Annotated in this window: 18 protein-coding genes; 8 read left to right on the forward strand and 10 right to left on the reverse strand. The window is 71.7% G+C overall.

The genetic code is table 11. The annotated features are described in order from the left end of the window. Positions 1-61: 61 nt before the first annotated feature. On the forward strand, positions 62-868 hold the full coding sequence (locus ACFWTC_RS12270; RefSeq protein WP_383915767.1) for an IclR family transcriptional regulator: 807 nt from the start codon (positions 62-64) through the stop codon (positions 866-868). Positions 869-962: 94 nt separating this feature from the next. Here ACFWTC_RS12270 and ACFWTC_RS12275 read toward each other — a convergent pair whose 3' ends face one another. Then, positions 963-1,655: an ABC transporter ATP-binding protein gene (locus ACFWTC_RS12275; RefSeq protein ID WP_383915769.1), complete on the reverse strand. Its 693-nt coding sequence runs from the start codon at positions 1,653-1,655 to the stop codon at positions 963-965. Next, a complete protein-coding gene (locus tag ACFWTC_RS12280; protein ID WP_384027918.1) occupies positions 1,652-2,737 on the reverse strand; it encodes an ABC transporter permease in 1,086 nt (361 codons plus the stop codon). The genes ACFWTC_RS12275 and ACFWTC_RS12280 overlap by 4 nt, the downstream gene beginning before the upstream one ends. 134 nt (positions 2,738-2,871) lie before the next feature. Between ACFWTC_RS12280 and ACFWTC_RS12285 the strand changes: the two genes are divergently transcribed. Beyond that, positions 2,872-4,212 carry a sensor histidine kinase gene (locus tag ACFWTC_RS12285; protein ID WP_383915773.1) on the forward strand — a complete coding sequence of 447 codons (1,341 nt, stop codon included), beginning with the start codon at positions 2,872-2,874 and terminating at the stop codon, positions 4,210-4,212. After that, the gene (locus tag ACFWTC_RS12290) at positions 4,209-4,838 is read left to right on the forward strand and encodes a response regulator (protein WP_384027917.1); all 630 of its coding nucleotides are present in this window, start codon (positions 4,209-4,211) and stop codon (positions 4,836-4,838) included. Before ACFWTC_RS12285 ends, ACFWTC_RS12290 begins: the two co-directional genes overlap by 4 nt. A 137-nt stretch (positions 4,839-4,975) precedes the next feature. Here ACFWTC_RS12290 and ACFWTC_RS12295 read toward each other — a convergent pair whose 3' ends face one another. After that, the gene (locus ACFWTC_RS12295) at positions 4,976-6,463 is read right to left on the reverse strand and encodes a PLP-dependent aminotransferase family protein (RefSeq protein ID WP_383915777.1); all 1,488 of its coding nucleotides are present in this window, start codon (positions 6,461-6,463) and stop codon (positions 4,976-4,978) included. A gap of 279 nt (positions 6,464-6,742) precedes the next feature. Between ACFWTC_RS12295 and ACFWTC_RS12300 the strand changes: the two genes are divergently transcribed. From ACFWTC_RS12300 to ACFWTC_RS12310, 3 genes are all read left to right on the forward strand, one after another. Continuing rightward, entirely contained in the window at positions 6,743-7,372 is a 630-nt protein-coding gene (locus ACFWTC_RS12300) for an NTP transferase domain-containing protein (protein ID WP_383915779.1), read from the forward strand. 252 nt (positions 7,373-7,624) lie between these two features. Next, on the forward strand, positions 7,625-9,244 hold the full coding sequence (gene aceB, locus ACFWTC_RS12305) for a malate synthase A (RefSeq protein WP_384027916.1): 1,620 nt from the start codon (positions 7,625-7,627) through the stop codon (positions 9,242-9,244). Between the two features lie 270 nt (positions 9,245-9,514). After that, entirely contained in the window at positions 9,515-10,705 is a 1,191-nt protein-coding gene (locus ACFWTC_RS12310; protein ID WP_383915782.1) for a GDSL-type esterase/lipase family protein, read from the forward strand. A gap of 268 nt (positions 10,706-10,973) precedes the next feature. On the opposite strand, the gene ACFWTC_RS12315 is transcribed toward ACFWTC_RS12310, so the two are convergent. The 7 genes from ACFWTC_RS12315 to ACFWTC_RS12345 form a co-directional block, all read right to left on the reverse strand. Continuing rightward, positions 10,974-12,365, reverse strand: coding sequence for a nucleobase:cation symporter-2 family protein (locus ACFWTC_RS12315; RefSeq protein ID WP_383915784.1), 1,392 nt, complete (start codon positions 12,363-12,365; stop codon positions 10,974-10,976). A 381-nt stretch (positions 12,366-12,746) separates the two neighbouring features. Then, positions 12,747-14,150, reverse strand: coding sequence for an 8-oxoguanine deaminase (locus tag ACFWTC_RS12320; RefSeq protein WP_383915786.1), 1,404 nt, complete (start codon positions 14,148-14,150; stop codon positions 12,747-12,749). Positions 14,151-14,336: 186 nt separating this feature from the next. After that, positions 14,337-15,260: a factor-independent urate hydroxylase gene (gene pucL, locus ACFWTC_RS12325; protein ID WP_267720235.1), complete on the reverse strand. Its 924-nt coding sequence runs from the start codon at positions 15,258-15,260 to the stop codon at positions 14,337-14,339. Between the two features lie 2 nt (positions 15,261-15,262). Then, positions 15,263-15,652, reverse strand: coding sequence for a hydroxyisourate hydrolase (gene uraH / locus ACFWTC_RS12330; RefSeq protein ID WP_383903371.1), 390 nt, complete (start codon positions 15,650-15,652; stop codon positions 15,263-15,265). Positions 15,653-15,659: 7 nt separating this feature from the next. Continuing rightward, on the reverse strand, positions 15,660-16,166 hold the full coding sequence (uraD, locus tag ACFWTC_RS12335) for a 2-oxo-4-hydroxy-4-carboxy-5-ureidoimidazoline decarboxylase (RefSeq protein ID WP_384027915.1): 507 nt from the start codon (positions 16,164-16,166) through the stop codon (positions 15,660-15,662). A 153-nt stretch (positions 16,167-16,319) separates the two neighbouring features. Continuing rightward, the gene (locus ACFWTC_RS12340; RefSeq protein ID WP_383915790.1) at positions 16,320-16,718 is read right to left on the reverse strand and encodes a helix-turn-helix domain-containing protein; all 399 of its coding nucleotides are present in this window, start codon (positions 16,716-16,718) and stop codon (positions 16,320-16,322) included. Then, the gene (locus ACFWTC_RS12345) at positions 16,715-16,966 is read right to left on the reverse strand and encodes a hypothetical protein (RefSeq protein ID WP_383915792.1); all 252 of its coding nucleotides are present in this window, start codon (positions 16,964-16,966) and stop codon (positions 16,715-16,717) included. Before ACFWTC_RS12345 ends, ACFWTC_RS12340 begins: the two co-directional genes overlap by 4 nt. Before the next feature lie 125 nt (positions 16,967-17,091). Here ACFWTC_RS12345 and ACFWTC_RS12350 point away from each other — a divergent pair, with 125 nt between their 5' ends. Together ACFWTC_RS12350 and ACFWTC_RS12355 are read left to right on the forward strand one after the other, a co-directional pair. Further along, positions 17,092-17,925 (forward strand): TIM barrel protein, encoded by an 834-nt coding sequence (locus tag ACFWTC_RS12350; RefSeq protein WP_383915794.1) that lies wholly within the window; start codon positions 17,092-17,094, stop codon positions 17,923-17,925. Between the two features lie 74 nt (positions 17,926-17,999). Continuing rightward, positions 18,000-18,890 (forward strand): 2-hydroxy-3-oxopropionate reductase, encoded by an 891-nt coding sequence (locus ACFWTC_RS12355; RefSeq protein ID WP_384027914.1) that lies wholly within the window; start codon positions 18,000-18,002, stop codon positions 18,888-18,890. Positions 18,891-18,933: the final 43 nt, after the last annotated feature.

Genomic DNA, 18,933 nt, shown 5'->3' on the forward strand with positions numbered 1-18,933 from the left:
GCCGACGCCGACCGACCGGTAGGCTGCTTGCTTGCCTGCCAGCACCGAAAGGACCGCGCCCGTGCCGACGTCCAGCGCCAGCACCACCGACGCTTCCGCGAAGCCCGCCGCCGCCAGCGGGGGCGTCCAGTCCCTTGAGCGCGCCTTCGATCTGCTCGAACGCATGGCCGACGCCGGGGGCGAGGTCGGCCTCAGCGAGCTCTCCGCCGCCAGCGGTCTGCCGCTGCCCACCATCCACCGTCTGATGCGCACCCTCGTGGCGTGCGGCTACGTGCGCCAGCAGCCCAACCGGCGGTACTCCCTCGGCCCCCGCCTGATCCGCCTCGGCGAGTCCGCGTCGCGGCTGCTGGGCACCTGGGCGCGGCCCTACCTCGCCCGCCTGGTCGAGGAGACCGGCGAGACCGCGAACATGGCGCTGCTCGACGGCGACGAGATCGTCTACGTCGCCCAGGTGCCGTCCAAGCACTCCATGCGCATGTTCACCGAGGTGGGCCGCCGCGTGCTGCCGCACTCCACCGGCGTGGGCAAGGCCCTCCTCGCCTACACCCCTGCCGACGAGGTCCGCGCCCTGCTGGCCCGCACCGGGATGCCGGCCGCGACCGAGAAGACCATCACCACGCCCGAGGGCTTCCTGGAGGCCCTGGAGCAGGTCCGCAAGGTGGGCTACGCGGTCGACGACAACGAGCAGGAGATAGGAGTCCGGTGCCTCGCGGTCTCGGTGCCGAACTCGCCGACCGCCGCCGCCATCTCCATCTCGGGCCCGGCCGGCCGGGTCACCGAGGCGCTGACCGACTCGATCGTGCCGATCCTCCAGGGCATCGCCGCCGAGCTGTCGGTGGCCCTGTCCACGCAGAACCCGCCCGCCTGACCGACGGCGTACGCGAGAGCCCCGGCCCCCTCCGATGCGGGGGCCGGGGCTCTCGTGTACGCCCCCCGCCGTGGCGCGGGGCCCGTACGCCGTCTCAGCCGGCCGCGGTCGGGGCCGGGCCCTGCGCGAGGCGGCCGTCGGCCATCGTGGCCGTACGGTCCATCCGGTCCAGGTGGGCGTGGTCGTGGGTGACCAGCACGGTCGCGGTGGAGCGCTCCCGGGTGAGGTTCACGAGCAGGTCGAGCACGGCCGCGCCGCGCTCGTGGTCCAGGGCGCTGGTCGGCTCGTCGACCAGCAGCACCGAGGGCTCGTTCATCAGGGCCCGGGCGATGTTGACGCGCTGGCGCTGGCCTCCGGAGAGCTGGTGGGGCCGCTTGTCGGCCTTGTCGGCCAGGCCCACCGCGTCGAGCAGCTCCAGGGCCCGGCGGCGCAGCCGCGCGGCGGGCCGGCCCGCCAGGTGGGCCATCACCTGGAGCTGTTCGGCGGCGGTGAGCGAGGCCAGCAGGTTGGGCTGCTGGAAGACGATGCCGATCTCCCCGCGGCGCAGCGCGGACTTCTCGGCGGCGCTCAGCAGGGCGGTGTCGCGGCCCGCGACGACCACCCGGCCCGCGTCCGGGGTGACCAGCGTGGCGGCGACCGCCAGCAGGCTGGACTTGCCGGAGCCGGACGGGCCTATGACGGCCGTCAGCGTGCCGGCCGGCACGTCCAGGGTGACCGCGTCCAGGGCGGTGAGCCGCCCGTCGCCGTCGGGGTAGGTGAGCGTGACGTCGTGGACGAGCAGGGTCATCGGACGCTCCCGAGGGCGGTCAGCGGGTCTACAGAGGTGATCCGCCGGATGGACAGGGCGGCGCCCAGCGCGCCGAGCGCGATCATGATCGCGGCGGGGACCAGCACGGTGGCCGCGTCGAGCACGAAGGGCACGTCGCCGCCGCTGATCAGCGCACCGAGGCCGGCGGCCAGGGCCGTACCGAGCCCCGTCCCGACGGCGAGCATGACCACGGCCTGGCCGAGGGCGTCCTTGAGCAGGTAGGGGGTGGAGGCACCGAGTGCCTTCAGGACGGCGATGTCGCCGCTGCGCTGGATCGTCCAGACGGTGAAGAACGCGCCTATCACGAGGGCGGAGATGGCGAAGAGGAAGCCGCGCATCAGCTGGAGCGAGCCGTTCTCCGAGCTGTAGGAGCCGATGGCCCCCAGCGCGTCGTCGACGCTCAGTGTCCGGGTCCCGGCCGCCCCGTCGGCGGCGGCGGTGACCGCGCCGGGCGCGTCCAGGGCGATGACGGTGGAGAGGGTGTCGAGGGAGGTTCCCGGGTTGCCGACGCGCTGCCAGTCGTTGAGGTCCATCCAGACGACCGGGGTGTGGCTGAAGGCCGCGGAGGCGGAGACGGCCGCGACGGTCAGTTCGAGCTGGCCGATCCTGAGCCTCCCCCCGGCGGCGAGCCCGCCGAGCTCCTTCGCGGCCTTCTCCGTCAGCACCACCTGTCCCTGGGTGAGACCGGAGCCGCGGGGTGCGAGCCGGCCGCCCGGCTCGACGCCGAAGACGGAGACGGCGGCGGTGCGCTCACCCGAGACGGCGTTGGTGGTGCGGATGCCGACCGGTTCAGCCGACTTCACCCCGGGGCGCGCGCGCCAGGCCAGCCAGGCCTTCTCCGGTATATGGGAGTTGGTGAACGAGACCTTCTGGTCGCCGGGGGGCGCGGCGAAGGACAGGTGGGTGGCGGGCAGTCCCGTGACGGCCGAGATGTTCTCCCGGGCCAGGCCGGAGGTGAGCCCGGACAGCAGGCCGACCAGCAGCGTGATCAGCAGGACCACCGAGCCCATGAGGGCGAACCGGCCCTTGGCGAACCGTAGATCTCTCCGTGCGACGAACATGTCCCCCACCTTGGTGTTCCGCGTGGGCACAAGGCATCGCGCCACAGTAGTGATCCTCGTGTCGAAGGGACGGCCGAGACATCAATCTTTCGGTTGACCGGGGCCCGCGGCCGCCCGCTTACGCTGGTCGGGCCATGCCTGCTCCGGAATCCCGCCCCCTGACACCCGTCTCCCGCGTCCTGCGGCTGTGCCTGCACGCGCTTCTCCTCGGGCTGCTCGCGCTGGCCGCAGGCCGCGCCCTCGCCGACTCCGCGCCCCGGGCCGGGTGGGTGCTCGCCGGGTGCGCGCTGTTCGCCGCCGTGTACGCGGCCGGCGTACGGGCGCCCGTGGTGCACCGCTCGCCCCGCGCCGGGGCGCTCTGGCTGGCCGGGCTGGGCGCGGCCTGGGCGGCGCTGCTCGCGGTCTCCCCCGAAGGGCTGTGGATCGCCTTCCCGCTGTACTTCCTGGAGCTGCACCTGCTGCGGCTGCGCTGGGGCGTGGCGGCGGTGGCGGCGACCGCCTGCGCCGCGATCGGCGGGTTCCTCGCGCACAGCAGCGCCGCCACCCCCGGGGCGTTCCTCGGGCCGCTGCTGGGCGGGGCCGTGGCGGTGGCGACCGTACTGGGCTACCAGGCGCTGTACCGCGAGAGCGAGCGGCGCCGCGAGCTGATCGAGGAGCTCATCACGACCCGGGCCGAGCTGGCCGCGGCCGAGCGGGGCGCCGGCATCCTGGCCGAGCGGGAGCGCCTGGCACGGGAGATCCACGACACCCTCGCGCAGGGGCTCTCCTCGATCCAGCTGCTGCTGCGGGCGGCCGAGCGGGCCCTCGCGGAGGGGCGGACCGGGGCGGCGGCCGCGAGCGGCACGGCCGGGCCCGGGGCGACCGTGCCGGCGGACGCCGCCGGGCCCGGGGCGGCCGTGCCGCGGGCCCGTGGCACGGCGGAGCGCGCGGACGCCGCCGAACCCGCGTGCGCCGCCGACGCGGCGCACGCGGCGGCGCTGGCGCACATCGCCCGGGCCCGCGAGGCGGCCCAGGAGAACCTCGCGGAGGCTCGCAGCTTCGTACGGGCCCTCACCCCGCCGGACCTGGAGCACGGGTCCCTCGCGGCCGCCCTGGAGCGGCTGTGCGCGGGGGCTCCGGGGCCCCGGGTGCGGTTCTCCCTGAGCGGCGCCCCGCGCGTGCTGCCGACCCCGTACGAGGTCGCCCTGCTGCGGATCGCCCAGTCGGCGCTGGCCAACGTCGTGCGGCACGCCCGCGCGGACCGCGCCGAGATCACCCTGACCTTCATGGACACCTCGGTCACGCTGGACGTGGTGGACGACGGGCGGGGCTTCGAGCCCTCCTCGGCCGCGGCCTCCGGCGACGGCGGCTTCGGGCTGCCGGCGATGCGTTCGCGGGCCCAGACGCTGGGCGGGCTGTTCACCGTGGAGTCCGATCCGGGCCAGGGCACCGCCGTGGCCGTCACCCTGCCCCTGCCCGCGGAGGTCCTGCGATGACGATCCGGCTGCTGCTGGCCGACGACCACCCGGTGGTGCGGGCCGGGCTGCGCGCGGTGCTGGACACCGAGCCGGGCTTCGCCGTGGTCGCCGAGGCCGCCACCGCCGAGCGGGCGGTGGAACTGGCGGCGGACACCCCGGTCGACGTGGTCCTGATGGACCTCCAGTTCGGCCCCGGCATGCACGGCTCCGCGGCCACCGCCCTGATCACGGCCCGGCCGGGGGCGCCCCGGGTGCTGGTCCTGACCACGTACGACACGGACGCCGACATCCTGGCGGCGGTGGAGGCCGGGGCCTCCGGCTACCTGCTCAAGGACGCCCCGCCGGAGGAGCTGGCGGCGGCGGTGCGCCCCGCCGCCGCGGGCCAGTCGGCGCTGGCCCCCGCGGTGGCGCTGCGCCTGATGGACCGGATGCGGACGCCGGCGGAGGCGCTGACGAAGCGGGAGCTGGAGGTGCTCCAGCTGGTCGCGGACGGCCTGTCGAACCAGCAGATCTCCAAGAAGCTCTTCCTCAGCCAGGCCACGGTCAAGTCCCACCTGGTCCACATCTACGCCAAGCTCGGCGTGGACTCCCGCACCTCGGCGGTGGCGGCGGCGGGCAGCCGCCGGCTGATCCGCACCCCGTAGGCCCCTGCCCCGGCCGGTCGGTCCGCGACCGGCGGACCGCCGCCGCCCCGGCCGTCGGCCTCGGTGTCCTCGGCACCGCCTCCCTGGTCGTGGAACCGCTCGCGGACGGCCGTAGGAGGTGTCGGCGCCCCGGGCGGTTACGCCACCCAGTGCGGGCGGTCCACCGCCGAGGGGAGCGGGACCCCGTCGTGGAACGCGCTCGCGAGGCGGCGCACGCCCTCGTCCAGGCGGTCGGCGGGGAGGGTGTACGGGATGCGCAGCCGGTGCTCGAAGGTGCCCGGGTCCACGCCGAAGCGGGCGCCCCGGCCGATGTGCACCCCGGCCGCCGCGGCCCGCTCGGCGAGGGCGGAACTGACCGGTTCGCCGAGGTCGACCCAGAGCGAGAGCCCGCCCGGCGGCAGTTGCCAGGACCACTCCGGGGTGTGCCGCTGGAGCGACTGCACCAGCGCCTCGCGCTGGATCCGCAGCTGCGCCAGACGGGCGGGCAGGGACCGGTCCAGGCCCGCTATCAGCGGGAGCGCGACGAGCTGGTCGAGGACCGAGCCGGTCATGTCGGCCGCGACCTTGACGGCGGTCAGCTCGGTGACCATCCGGGCGGTGGCCCGGATCCAGCCCGCCCGGAGCCCGCCCCAGTGGGTCTTGCTGAGCGAGCCGATGGTGATCACGTGGTCGGCGCCGCCCCGCGGTGCGAGCGAGGCGAACGGCGCGGGGGCGGGAACGTCCAGCGCGATGTCGGCGATGGTCTCGTCCACCACCAGCCACGTCCCGGTGGCCCGGGTGGCCGCGAGCAGCCGCAGCCGCTGCTCCGGGGGCATCAGGGCGCCCGTCGGGTTGTGGAAGTCGGGGATGGTGTAGGCCAGCCGCGGCACGGTCTGGCGCAGGGTGGACTCTGCGATCTCCATGTCCCAGCCCGCGGCCGAGACGGCGATGGACCCGGTCCGCAGCCGCGCGTGGCGCAGGGCGTCGAGGGCGTTGGCGTACGTCGGGCTCTCGGTCAGGACCCGGTCGCCCGGCCGGCAGAGCAGGCTGACGACCAGCGAGAAGGCCTGCTGCGCCCCACCGGTGACCAGGATCTGCTCGGGCCGGGTGGGCAGGCCGCGCCGGGTGAACCGCTCGGCGACCGCCGCCCGCAGGTCGGGCAGCCCGAACGGGTGGTAGCCGGGGGTGCGGGCCACGGCCGGGAGCCGGGGGCCGGCCCAGGCCAGTGCGTCGGTGAGGGCGCCCTCCGGGGCGCCCATGGCGGCGATGGCCAGGTCGATTCCGGGGTCGTCGTCGGCGCCGTAGCCGCCCGCGCCGAGGAGGGCGTGGGCGCCGACCGGGGCGTGGCCCTCGGGAAGCTCGGTCCATGTTCCGGAGCCGCGCCGGCTGCGGACGTAGCCGCTCTCGCGCAAGAGGTCGTAGGCGCCGGTGACGGTGGCCCGGCTGGCGCCGACCGCCTCGGCGAGCTCGCGTTCGGCGGGCAGCCGTACGTGCAGGGCGACGCGGCCGTCGAGCACGAGGGTGCGCAGGGCGTCGGCGAGGGCCCGGTAGCCGGGGCGGGCCAGGACCTCGGCCGGCAGCAGCGCCGCCAGCTGGCGGCTGCCGATCGTTCTGTCCGCGGTGTGGACCACTCGCCCGTTCGCCATGCCAACCTCCCCCGATTGGCTCTGCCGGCCAGGCCAATCCGGGACCAGACTCGCCTCATTGGCCCCCGATTGGCAAGGAGAAGCCGAAATGCTGACCGACCGTGACGAGCGCGCCCTGCTGACCGCCGGTGAGAACCGGATCTCCGAGCCGCTGCGGATCGGGGCCGCGCTGGCGGCCGTACGCCGCGCCCTGGCCGGGCGGGGGGCGCGGACGCGCACCGGGCCGGGGGGCTCCCCGGTCCGGGGGGACGCCCCGGGGCAGGGGCGAGAATCGGTGCCATGGCATCCCACACCTCGCCCCACGCCCCGTCCGGACCCGGCTCGCCCGTGATCGCGGGCCTGCTGCTCGCGGCCGGCGGCGGCCGCCGGCTCGGCGGCCGGCCCAAGGCCCTGCTCCCCTACCACGGCCGCCCGCTGGTCGAGAACGCCGTACGGGTGCTGCGCGAGGCGGGCTGCGGCCCGGTGCACGTGGTGCTCGGCGCCTCGGCGGCCGAGGTCCGCGAACGCGCGGACCTGGCCGGCTGCGCGCTCGTGGACAACCCGGACTGGGGGCGGGGCATGGGCTCCTCGCTCCGGGTCGGGCTCGCCTCCCTGGCCGGTACCGGGGCCGACGCGGCCCTGGTGTCCCTGGTGGACCAGCCGGGCATCGGCTCCGCGGCCGTGGCCCGGGTCCTGGCGGCCTACCGCTCCCCCGCGAGCCTGGCGGCGGCGGCGTACGACGGCGAGCGCGGCCACCCCGTGCTGTTCGGCGCGGACCGGTGGGCGGACATCGCGGCCACGGCGACGGGCGACCGGGGCGCGCGGGTGCATCTGGCGCAACACGCGGACGATCTCGTTCTGGTGGAGTGCGGGGACATCGCGGAGGCCTTCGACATCGACACGCCCCCCGACCTGGCACGTCTCCTCTGAGCAGGGTGTGACGGCGATGGCACTGAGGGCCACGGGGAAGCGGAATCTGTCGACTCGGAGAATCTCGACATCAACAAACCATTGAACTTCCACCATGAGGAAATTACTATCCACTGGTCAGAAGCGCCCTGAACCCACATACGGCGCCCGCGACCGTACTCCGGAACTCTCCACACCCGACGGCACTGCGTGCCGTCTTGCGCGAGCATTCCCCCGCGGCCGCCAGGCACCGCCGCTGAAGGAGTGACAGATATGTCCGCACCAGCGCCGTCTCCGCTGGCCATCGTCGACGCCGAGCCCCTGCCCCGGCAGGACGAGGTCCTCACCGACGCGGCCCTCGCCTTCGTGGCCGAGCTCCACCGGCGGTTCGCCCACCGCCGCGCCGAGCTCCTCGCCCTCCGCGGCGAGCGCCGCGCCGAGATCGCCCGGACCTCCACCCTCGACTTCCTCGCCGACACCGCACAGGTCCGCGAGGGGGACTGGAAGGTGGCGCCGGCCCCGGCCGCGCTGAACGACCGCCGTGTGGAGATCACCGGTCCGACGGACCGCAAGATGACCATCAACGCCCTGAACTCGGGCGCCAGGGTCTGGCTCGCCGACTTCGAGGACGCCTCCGCCCCCACCTGGGAGAACGTCGTCCTCGGCCAGCTCAACCTGATCGACGCCTACGAGCGCCGCATCGACTTCACGGACCCGCGCACGGGCAAGGCGTACGCCCTGAAGTCCGCCGACCAGCTCGCGACCGTCGTGATGCGTCCGCGCGGCTGGCACCTCCAGGAGCGCCACCTGCAGTTCGAGGGCGCCGCCGCGTCGGGTTCGCTCGTCGACTTCGGCCTGTACTTCTTCCACAACGCGCAGCGCCTGATCGACCTCGGCCAGGGCCCGTACTTCTACCTGCCGAAGACGGAGTCGCACCTGGAGGCGCGCCTCTGGAACGAGATCTTCGTCTTCGCGCAGGACTACGTGGGCATCCCGCAGGGCACCGTCCGCGCCACCGTCCTCATCGAGACGATCACCGCCGCGTACGAGATGGAGGAGATCCTCTACGAGCTGCGCGACCACGCGGCCGGCCTGAACGCGGGCCGCTGGGACTACCTCTTCTCCATCGTGAAGAACTTCCGTGACGGCGGGGAGAAGTTCGTCCTGCCGGACCGCAACGCGGTGACGATGACCGCCCCGTTCATGCGGGCGTACACCGAACTGCTCGTGCGCACCTGCCACAAGCGCGGCGCCCACGCCATCGGCGGCATGGCGGCCTTCATCCCGTCCCGCAAGGACGCGGAGGCCAACAAGCTCGCCTTCGACAAGGTCAAGGCCGACAAGGACCGCGAGGCCGGCGACGGCTTCGACGGCTCCTGGGTCGCCCACCCCGACCTGGTCCCGATCGCCATGGCCTCCTTCGACGCGGTGCTCGGCGAGAAGCCGAACCAGAAGGACCGCCTGCGCGAGGACGTCTCGGTGGCCCCGGGCGAGCTCATCGCGATCGACTCCCTGGACGCCCGGCCCACGTACGAGGGCCTGCGCAACGCCGTCCAGGTCGGCATCCGCTACATCGAGGCCTGGCTGCGCGGCCTGGGCGCCGTCGGCATCTTCGGCCTGATGGAGGACGCCGCCACCGCGGAGATCTCCCGCTCGCAGATCTGGCAGTGGATCAACGCCGGGGTCGTCTTCGAGAACGGCAAGACCGCCACCGCGGAGCTGACCCGCGAGATCGCGGCCGCCGAACTGGGCGCCATCCGCGCCGAGGTCGGCGAAGATGCCTTCAGCACGGGCAAGTGGCAGCAGGCCCACGACCTGCTCCTGCAGGTCTCCCTGGACGCGGACTACGCGGACTTCCTCACCCTCCCCGCCTACGACCAGCTGATCGGCTGAGCAACCGGTTTCGGCTGAACGCACAGCGGCCGAACCCGGTCGGCTCCGCCCCCGTCACCTCCCGGCACGGGGGCGGAGCCGTGTCCGGCGCCTGATCCGTCCCGAACGACCGGTCGGTCGTTACGTCATCGTAATCTGCGGCTACCTAGCGGTAACAAGGGGTGGCGTGTCACCTTTCCGGTTGCCACCGGCCGGCGGTTTCCCCCACTTCCCCAGCCATGCACCGGAGTTGTTCCCGGCTTCGCCATGGCCTACCGCAGGAGTTCCGCAGTGATCGGATTCCGCAACGTCAGCAAGGACCGGACCGGCAGTCGTGTGCGACGGCTCGCCGGGGCCGGGTTGGTCCTGCCGCTCGCCGTCGGCGCCCTGGTGGCCGGCGGGGCCGGGACCTCGGCGGCGAGTCCCGGCAACGGGCCCACCGCCGTGGTGTCCATGGGCGACAGCTACATCTCCGGCGAGGCGGGCCGCTGGAAGGGCAACAGCCTCACCAACAGCGGCAACAGGACCGGGACGGACCGGGCCTGGGTCAGCGGCAGCACGTACGACCCCGGCAAGGTGTACGGGACCACGGCGGGCGGGTGCCACCGCTCCGACTCGGCCGAGGTGCGCAGCGCCGGCCCGATAGCCGACGTCGCCGTCAACCTGGCCTGCTCCGGCTCCACTTCGGAGAACGTCTTCCGCGCCTCCAACGGCGGCGTCGCCTTCAAGGGCGAGGCTCCGCAGGCCGACCGGCTCGCCGCCGTGGCCGCGGCCAACGACGTCGAGATCATCGCCCTGTCCATCGGCGGCAACGACCTGGGCTTCGCCGACATCATCAAGGACTGCGCGTACGACTTCATCATCTGGAACTCCTACTGCCACGACGACCAGCAGTACGGCGTGGACCAGAAGATCGACCAGGTCATGGCGGACGTCGGCAAGTCCGTCGACGAGGTGCGGGCCGTGATGCGCGCGGCCGGGTACGCCGACGCCGCGTACCGCATCGTCCTGCAGTCCTACCCGTCCCCGATTCCGCGCGGCGCCGAGAACCGGTACACGCAGAGCGACTGGAGCCGGCTGAACACCGGCGGCTGCCCGTTCTGGAACCGGGACTCCGACTGGGCGCGGGACTCGCTCGTGCCGCAGATCGCGAACCGCATCAAGGGGGTCGCCGCGGCGAAGGGCGTGCAGTTCCTCGACCTGCGGGACATGCTCCAGGGGCGCGAGGTGTGCGCCAAGGCCAGCAGGCTCGTGACCACGGCCGCTCCGGCCTCGGCGAAGACCAGCGAGTGGGCCCGGTGGATCGACAGCAGTGAGACCCAGGGGCTGGTCCAGGAGTCGATGCACCCGAACCACTTCGGGCAGCTGGCCGCGGGGCGCTGCCTGGCCCTGGTCGTCGCCCAGCCGGCCTCCGGCGGGTTCGGCTGCAAGAACACCGCCGGAGCGGACCAGACGGGGATGTACCTCGTCCCGGCCCCGTAGGCCGTCCCCTTCGGATTCCGCCGGACCCGCGGCGCCGGAAACCCGGCTGAGCGCGGAGGTGCGGGCCGGCATGCCCCGTGAGCGGCCTGGACCGCGACCTGCCGGTGCGGGAGGGGCCCCGCGCCCCGCCCCGCGCCGGAGGGGCTCCAGCCGGAACCCCGGAGACGGCGGTGCGCACGCCACACCCGCAGTGGGTGGCGTGCGCACCGCCGTACGGTCCGGCCGGCGCCCCTCGGGCCGGCCGGGCCGGGCTCGGGGCCCCCTCCGGTCAGTGCACCGGCACCGGTTCCGGAGCGGCCGCCTGGGCCGCGTCCTTCTTGGCGCCTAGGTGGTTGAAGGCCAGGTTCAGCAGGATGGCCACCACGCAGCCGGTACTGATGCCCGAGTCGAGGACGACCAGGAGGTCCTTCGGGAAGGCGTGGTAGAACTCCGGCGCGGCGATCGGGATCAGGCCGATGCCCACCGAGGCGGCGACGATCAGGGCGTTCTCGCCCTTCTCCATGGCCGCGCCCGCCAGGGTCTGGATGCCGCTGGCCGCCACCGACCCGAAGAGGACGATGCCCGCGCCGCCGAGGACCGGCAGCGGCACCAGCGCGATGACCGAGGCGGCCATCGGACACAGCCCCAGCAGGATCAGGATGCCACCCCCGGCGGCGACGACGAACCGGCTGCGCACCTTCGTCATGGCGACGAGCCCGATGTTCTGGGCGAAGGCGCTGCACATGAAGCCGTTGAACAGCGGGCTGATCGCGCTGCCCAGGGTGTCGGCACGCAGACCGCCCTCGATCGTCCTGGCGTCCGCCGGCCGACCGACGATCTTGCCCAGCGCCAGGATGTCGGCGGTGGACTCGGTCATGCAGACGAGCATGACGATGCACATCGAGATGATGGCGGCGACCTGGAACTGCGGGGCGCCGAAGTGGAACGGCGTCGGGAATCCCACGATCGACGCGTTCTTGATCGCGTCGAAGCTGGTCATGCCGAGCGGAATCGCGATGAGCGTGCCCGCGACCAGGCCGAGCAGGATGGCGATCTGCTGGAGGAAGCCGCGGAGGAACTTGCGCATCAGCAGGACGATCACGAGGGTCGCCGCGGCCATGCCGATGTTCTTCATCGAGCCGTAGTCGGCGGCGGTGCTGTTCCCGCCCTGCGACCAGTTGAAGGCCACCGGCAGGAGCGAGACGCCGATCAGGGTGATGACCGTTCCCGTCACGACCGGCGGGAAGAAGCGGACGAGTTTGCCGAAGTAGGGGGCCGCGAAGAAGCCGAGGACCCCGGCGACGATGATCGCGCCGAAGATGACGGGGATCGCGTTGTCCCCCTCGCCCTTGCCTATCGCGATCATCGGGGTGACACCGGCGAAGGAGACGCCGTTGACGAAGGGGAGCTTCGCGCCGATCTTCCAGAACCCGAGGGTCTGGAGGAGGGTGGCGAGGCCCGCGGTGAAGAGCGAGGCGCCCATCAGGAAGGCGGTCTCGGTGGCGGAGAGACCGACGGCGGGGCCGACGATCATGGGCGGGGCGACGACACCTGCGTACATGGCGGCCACGTGCTGGAGACCGCTCGTGAACATTTTCAGCGGAGGCAAGGTCTCGTCGACCGGGTGCTTCTCCTCCGGTACTGCGACTGCGTCTTTGCGAAACCTGGGCGTTGCGGCCACGGCTTCCTCCGGTCGGGTAACACGTCGGCAGGGACGTGGGTGTCATGGAGGTGGTGCGAAAGGGGTGCGAGTCGAGCTGATTCAGTTGTGGGTGGTGTGCTTCGCGTGCTTGTCCCAAGGGGTGCGGAAACGATTCGCCCAAACCGGTTCCACGAGGGTGGTTCCACGGGGGTGGTTCCGTGCGGTGGTGCTGTGCGAAGGAGCTGGCTGTGCCGTGGCAGCGGCGCGGTACGGGTGTCCGTGCGGTGCGCGCGGCACGAGTCACCGCCCCGGGGGCGCCCTCGGATCACCTCGGGCGCTTCCCGGGAACGGCTGCCGCGGACCCCGCTCGGGTCCGCGGCCGCCGGCCGGGGGCCGTCCCCCCCGGCCGGACTCCGGGGATCAGGCCTGCGCGGAGATGCGCGCGAGGCGCTGGGCCTCTTCCCGCGTGGACGCGGCGATGGCGTCCTCGTCGGCGAAGAGGAGTCGGTTGTTCTCGACGATCTGCTTGCCGTTGACCAGCGAGAGGGTGACCGGGGCGGCCGCGCCGAAGACGAGCGCGGTGACCGGGTCGGCGATCGAGGAGTGGGCCAGGGTGCTCAGGTTCCACATCACCAGGTCGGCGCACTTGCCGACCTCGAGCGAGCCGATGTTGTCGGCGCGGCCGAGCACCTGGGCGCCGCCGTACGTACCGAGGCGCAGGGCCTGGCGGGCGTTGAGCGCCCGCTCGCGGTGCACCGGGTTGAGGCGGTTGATGAGGAGCGCGTTGCGCAGCTCGGTGTGCAGCTCGCCGGACTCGTTGGAGGCGGTGCCGTCCACGCCGAGGCCGACCGGGACACCGGCGGCGAGCATGTCCGGCACGCGGGCGATGCCGGCGGCCAGACGGGCGTTGGAGGACGGGCAGTGCGCGACACCGGTCTTGGTGCGGGCGAACGCGGCGATGTCGGAGTCGTTCATGTGGACGCTGTGCGCCATCCACACGTCCTCGCCGAGCCAGCCGGTCGACTCGAAGTAGTCGGTCGGGCCCATGCCGAACAGTTCCTTGCAGAACTGCTCCTCCTCGACGGTCTCGCTGCCGTGCGTGTGCATGCGCACACCGAGGCGGCGGGCCAGCTCGGCGCCCTGCTTCAGCAGCTCGGTGGAGACCGAGAACGGCGAGCACGGGGCGACGGCGACCTGCGTCATCGCGTCGAAGGAGTAGTCGTGGTGCCTCTTGACGGTCGCCTCGGTGTCGGCGAGCGCGCCTTCGAGGGTCTCGACCGCGTGGTCCGGCGGCAGGCCGCCGTCCTTCTCGCTGCGGTCCATGGAACCGCGGGCGAGGGTGAAGCGGACGCCCATCTCGGACGCGGCACGGATGATCGAGCCGGAGAGGTCGCCGGAGCCCTTGGGGAAGACGTAGTGGTGGTCCATGGCGGTGGTGACGCCGCCCTTGGCCATCATCGCCAGGGATCCCTGCGCGGCCGTGTACGTCATCTGCTCGTCGATGCGCGCCCACGTCGGGTACAGCGCGACCAGCCAGTTGAAGAGGTTGTGGTCGGTGGCCAGACCACGCGTGATCCACTGGTAGAAGTGGTGGTGGGTGTTGACCAGACCCGGGGTGACGAGGTGACCCGTGCCGTCGATGCGGCGGACCACATTGTCGAGCTTCTCGGGGGCCCTGCCCGCACCGATCGACTCGATCTTGTTGCCGGCGACGACCACGTAGCCCGAGGCGTACTCGGTGTCGTTCGCGTCGACGGTCGCAATCGCACAGTTCTCGATGACGATGCGCTCTACGGCGCTGTCAAGGGCTGCCGATGCTGCCATGGGACTTCCTCGTGCTTTCAGTGGCGGTGCGGGCACGGCAGAACCCTGGGGATTTGAGTGCCGGAGCCGGGGGCCTTGACAGCTGACAGTACTGCCGCCCCGTGTGGTGCGTCCGGGTGCCGATTCAGGAAGTGCGAGGTGTCGCGCCCCGGGGCCACTGCGGGGCCCCGGGACACGTGTACCGCATCAGAGGTTGGTCATGTCCACGGGGATGCGGGCATCGACGCCGTCCCGGAGGACGGTGGCCTCGATCAGACCGTACGGGCGGTCCGCGGCGAAGTAGACCTCGTTGTCGTTCTTGAGGCCGAAGGGCTCCAGGTCGACGAGGAAGTGGTGCTTGTTCGGGAGCGAGAAGCGGACCTCGTCGATCTCCGAACGGTGGTTGATGATGCGCGAACCCATCTGGTAAAGGGTCTGCTGCAGCGACAGGGAGTAGGTCTCCGCGAAGGCCTGCAGCATGTGCTTGCGGGTCTCGGCGTAGGACTTCTCCCAGTTGGGCATCCGCTGCTCGTCATCGGACCAGGCGAAGCGCCAGCGAGCCGAAACCTGGGTCGCCAGGATGCGGTCGTAGGCCTCCTTCAGCGTCGTGTACTTGTCCTTCACGTACCCCCAGAACTCGGAGTTCGTGGAGTTCATGACGGTCAGGTCCTTGAGGCCGGATATGACCTCCCAGTTCTTGCCGTCGTACGTGATCTGGGTGACGCGGGTCTCCATGCCCTCGCGGACGAAGGAGTGGTTCACCTCGTCGGCGCCGATGAACTTGGAGTTCGCGTCCGAGGTGGCGATCCGGGACCAGGAGTACTCCTCGATCCGGATGCGCGCCTTCTGGATCGGCTCCTGGCTGTTGACGAACCAGCGCGCCAGGTGGATGCCGAACTGCTCGGCGGACTCGATGCCGTACTCCTTGGCGAACGCGTACACCGTGTTCTTGGTGGTGTCCGTCGGAAGGACGTTGGCGTTCGAGCCGGAGTAGTGGACGTCGTCCATGTCACCGGAGAGGGCGACCGAGACGTTCAGGTCCTTGATGTGGTGCGTGTCGCCGTCCCGCGTGATCTTGACGACGCGGTTCTCTGCTTTGCCGTACTGGTTCTGGCCGAGAATCGTGGCCATGACTAGCTCCCTCGGTAAACGGAGTAGCCGAACGGGTTGAGCAGCAGCGGTACGTGATAGTGCTCGCCCGGGTTCACCGCGAAGGTGATCGTTACCTCGGGGAAGAACGCACCGCTGTCCCTTACGCGGGGGGCGTCCTGCTGCGCCTCGGCTTGCTTCTTTGCGAAATACGTCTCGGTCTCGAAGTCGAGACGTACGTGGGTGGTGCCCTCCGGCAGGGCCGGCAGGTCCTTGCAGCGCCCGTCCGCATCGGTGGCGGAGCCGCCCAGGGCCGCCCACGCGCCGTCCAGGCCCGTGCGGGCCGACAGCGAGATGGCGACGCCCTCGGCGGGCTTGCCGATGCTGGTGTCCAGGATGTGCGTGGACACCGACGCGGTGGTCTCGGTGCTCATCGTCAGGTCACTCTCCTTCTACGAGTCGGGTCAGGCGGATCTTGTTGATCTTGACCAGCTCGCCGCGGGCGGTTTCCCGCTCCTGCTCCGGCGAGTTGTCGATCCGGACCCTGACCGCGTCCCGCATGAACTCACCGGTCGCACCGGTGGCGCAGATGAGGAAGACGTGGCCGAACTTCTCCTGGTACGCCAGGTTCAGTTCGAGGAGCTCGTTCTTCAGCTCCTCCGAGGCACCGGCCATGCCGCGCTGCTCGCGGGCGGAGGTCGGGTCTCCCGGCTTCGGCCGGCCGATCGGCGCGTGGCCTCCCATGGCCTCGCCCAGGTCCTCGGCGGTGAGCTCCGCCATGGCGGACTCGTTGGCCGAGAACAGGGACTCGACGGTGGTGAAGGGGCGCTGGGCGAGGAGTTTGCCGCCCCATGCCGAACTGGCGCAGACCTCGTGCAGCTCGGCCGCGGCCGCGCTGTCGTCCAAGGCGTTGAACCGGGTGAGACCCGGGGTCGGACTCGAAGTCACGGTAGGCCTCCGTGGCCTGTTGTTGCATTGACGGGCTGCGCATAGCTAACGCCCTCGACAACACGGCGTCAACACTTTGTTGAAACTTCCCGTACACAAAAGCCGCCGCCCGGATGAATAGGGCGGCGGCTCGTCACCGTGGGTCAGGAGCCGTCACTCCCGGCTGTTCCCGTCGGGGCCCTTCTGGAGGGCTGCGTCCCTGTTCAAGTAGTTGTAGACCGTGAAGCGGCTTACGCCCAGGGCGCCCGCGACCGTCTCCACGCCGTGCCGCACGGAGAAGGCGCCCCGCGCCTCCAGTATCCGTACGACGTCCTGCTTGGCCTTGCGGTCCAGCTTCGACAGCGGTACGCCGTGCCGGCGCTCCAGGGCGGCGAGGATGTGGTCCAGCGAGTCCGAGAGCTGCGGCAGGCGCACGGCCAGCAGGTCCTGACCCTCCCAGGTGAGGACGACGTCGTCGGGCTGGGCCAGGGACGGGTCCATCAGCTCGCCGCCCATCGCGTCCACCAGCGGCTTGACCGCGGCGACGAACGGGTGGTCGCGGGGCTCGGTCACTGCGCGCCCTCCCCGATCACGTTCACCTGGAGCGACACGCGGGTGGCGCCTGCCCCCAGCGAGCCGCGCAGCAGCGCGGCCACCGCGTCGAGGACGTCGGCGGCCTCCCCTTCCGCGGTGTTGCCGAAGGGGCCGACGTCCACCGCGTCCAGCTGGGCCTTCTGGATGACCTCGCGAGCGGCCACGGCATGGGCGGGGGCCTCTTCGAGATCGAAGGGCTCGGTCGTGAACTCCACTCTCAATCGCACGCGGTCAAGCTACCCCGCGGTCATGATTCTTCGGGAGTCCGCACTTGACATCCGCGCGGAAGCCCATGCAGTCTTCCATCAAGCAGAAACTAACTTCCGCAATACGGAAGGAGCGCACACCCCTCATGGGATACACGGACCAGCGCTTCGATGTAAACCTTTCGATCCTCTTCACGGAACTCCCGCTCCTGGAGCGTCCCGCGGCTGCCGCCGCGGCCGGCTTCACGGCGGTCGAGCTGTGGTGGCCCTGGATCGAGACCCCCACTCCCGCCCAGGCGGAGCTCGACGCCCTCAAGAAGGCTCTTGAAGACGCCGGCACCCAGCTGGTGGGCCTGAACTTCTACGCCGGCCAGCTGCCGGGCCCGGACCGCGGCGCGGTCTCGGTACCCGGTGCGGAGTCGGAGCGCTTCAACGCCAACATCAACGTGGCGGCGGACTTCGCCGCCTCGGTCGGCTGCAAGGCGCTCAACGCCCTGTACGGCAACCGCGTCGAAGGCGTGGACCCCGCCGTTCAGGACGAGCTCGCCCTGAAGAACCTGGTCGTGGCCGCCCGGGCCGCGGACCGCGTCGGCGCGATCCTCCTGATCGAGACCCTCAACAAGCCCGAGTCGCCGCTCTACCCCCTGGTGAGCGCCCCGGCCGGCGTCGAGGTCGTGGACAAGGTGAACGAGGCCACCGGCCTCGGGAACGCCAAGTTCCTGCTCGATCTGTACCACCTGGCGATGAACGATGAGGACCTCTCCGAGGTCGTCGAAAAGTACGCCGCCAAGACCGGGCACGTCCAGATCGCGGACAAGCCGGGACGCGGTGCCCCCGGCACCGGCGAGCTGCCCCTCGAGGAGCTGCTCGACCAGCTGAGGAAGGCCGGGTACGAGGGCTACGTAGGTTTGGAGTACAAGGCCGCCGACGCCGCCGCCTCCTTCGCGTGGCTGCCGGCCGAGGCCCGCGCCGCGAAGTAGCGGACAAAGTCCGGGCGATCAGCCAGGCACGTCACGAACTTTTCGTACAAAGCATTAAGAGAAGGACCCTCATCATGAGCACCCTCCCCAAGATTGCCTGGATCGGTCTCGGAATCATGGGCTCCCCCATGGCCGAGAACCTCCTGAAGGCCGGCTACCCGGTCACCGGCTTCACGCTGGAGCAGGACAAGCTGGACCGCCTGGCCGCCGCCGGCGGCAGCGCCGCGGGCTCGATCGCCGAGGCCGTCAAGGACGCCGACGTCATCATCACGATGGTGCCCGCCTCCCCGCAGGTCGAGGCCATCTCCTACGGCGAGAACGGCATCCTCGAGAACGCCAGGTCGGGCGCGCTGATCATCGACATGTCGTCGATCACCCCGCAGACCTCGGTCGACCTCGCCAAGAACGCCGCCGAGAAGGGCATCCGCGTCATCGACGCGCCGGTGTCCGGCGGCGAGGCCGGCGCCATCGAGGCCGTCCTGTCGATCATGGTGGGCGGCGAGCAGGCCGACTTCGACGAGGCCCTGCCCGTCCTGGAGGCCCTCGGCAAGACCATCGTGCTCTGCGGCCCGCACGGCTCCGGCCAGACGGTGAAGGCCGCCAACCAGCTCATCGTCGCGGTGAACATCCAGGCGTGCGCCGAGGCCGTCGTCTTCCTCGAGAAGTCCGGCGTGAACCTCCAGGCCGCCCTGGACGTCCTCAACGGCGGTCTGGCCGGCTCCACGGTCCTGACGCGCAAGAAGGACAACTTCCTGAACCGCGACTTCAAGCCCGGTTTCCGGATCGACCTGCACCACAAGGACATGGGCATCGTCACCGACGCCGCCCGCAACGTCGGTGCCGCCCTTCCCGTCGGCGCGGTCGTCGCCCAGCTGGTCGCCTCGCTGCGCGCCCAGGGCGACGGCGGCCTGGACCACTCGGCCCTGCTGCGCGCCGTCGAGCGCCTCTCCGGCTCGCAGGTCTGACGGCCGGCCCGCTCCGCCGGGCCGCCACCCCTCCCCCTCGCGG

This window comes from Streptomyces sp. NPDC058619 (assembly GCF_042717785.1).
GTDB lineage: Bacteria > Actinomycetota > Actinomycetes > Streptomycetales > Streptomycetaceae > Streptomyces.